We start from the raw sequence: 1,071 nt of genomic DNA on the forward strand, positions 1-1,071 counted from the left end.
GCCGCCACAGCGAGACGCGCTTTCACTTCGACACCGCCGACAACCTGATCGCCGAGGTGCAGCGTCATCAGCTGCCCAACGGCGGTGACTACTCCAGCGTCACCCGCCACACCCACGACGCCCTGGGTAACCGCGAGACCACCACCCTGCCCGACGGCCAGACCCTGGCCTGGCTGCGCTATGGCTCCGGCCATGTCCACGCCATGACCCTGGACCAGCGCGAGCTGATGGCCTTCGAGCGCGACGACCTGCACCGCGAGGTGCGCCGCCACCAGGGCAGCCGCGAGGTCGAGTCACGCTTCGACCCGCTGGGACGCCTGATCGAGCAGCACATCCGCACCCTCGAAGCATCCGTCGAGGACCGCCCCCGACACCCCACCGTCAGACGCCAGTGGCACTACAGCGCCAACGGTCTGCTCAGCCAGGTGGACGACAACCTGCGTGGCACCACCCGCTACGGCTACGACCCCTTGGGCCGGCTGCGCCAGGCAAGCGCGCCAGGGCTCGAGGAAGTGTTCGCCTTCGACCCGGCCGGCAATCTGGTCGATCCCGTGCCGCCAGAACGAACCAGCGAAAACGGCAGCAGCACCCCGCCCTCCGACGCCACCCGCTGGCGACGCGAGCGCCCCCGCGATCACCTCGACAACGGATCCGAGGAGCGCATTCGCCTCGATTACCCAGGCGCACCGGCCAGCCTGTCGCCGGCCATGGGCAACCTGCTCAAGCGCTACGCCGGCACCCACTACCACTACGACGCCAGCGGCAACCTGACCCGGCGCATCGCCCCCAGCGGCGAGACCTGGCACTACCAGTACGACCCCGAACACCGGCTGATCGAGGCCTGCCACTACCCCCATGCACCCGCCGCGGGCGATGACACCCTGCCGCGCATGCGCGCCCGCTACGCCTACGACGGCCTCGGCCGACGAGTGTGGAAAGAGGTGAACCGCCAGGGCCAGCCCAGTGAGCTGACGGTGTTCAACTGGGACGGTGACCTGCTGCAAAGCGAAGAGCGTTTTGTCGGAGGCCTGCCGCCGCTGTTTCGCCCCGAACGCCTGGAACTGGCCCGCG

1 pseudogene is annotated in these 1,071 nt (G+C 69.4%); it reads left to right on the plus strand.

Annotation, left to right across the window (positions count from 1 at the left end):
- Window positions 1-1,071: pseudogene (locus tag C9F12_RS22190) on the plus strand (RHS repeat protein); the annotation flags it as partial.

Source organism: Halomonas sp. BN3-1, from assembly GCF_003056325.1.
GTDB lineage: Bacteria > Pseudomonadota > Gammaproteobacteria > Pseudomonadales > Halomonadaceae > Halomonas > Halomonas litopenaei.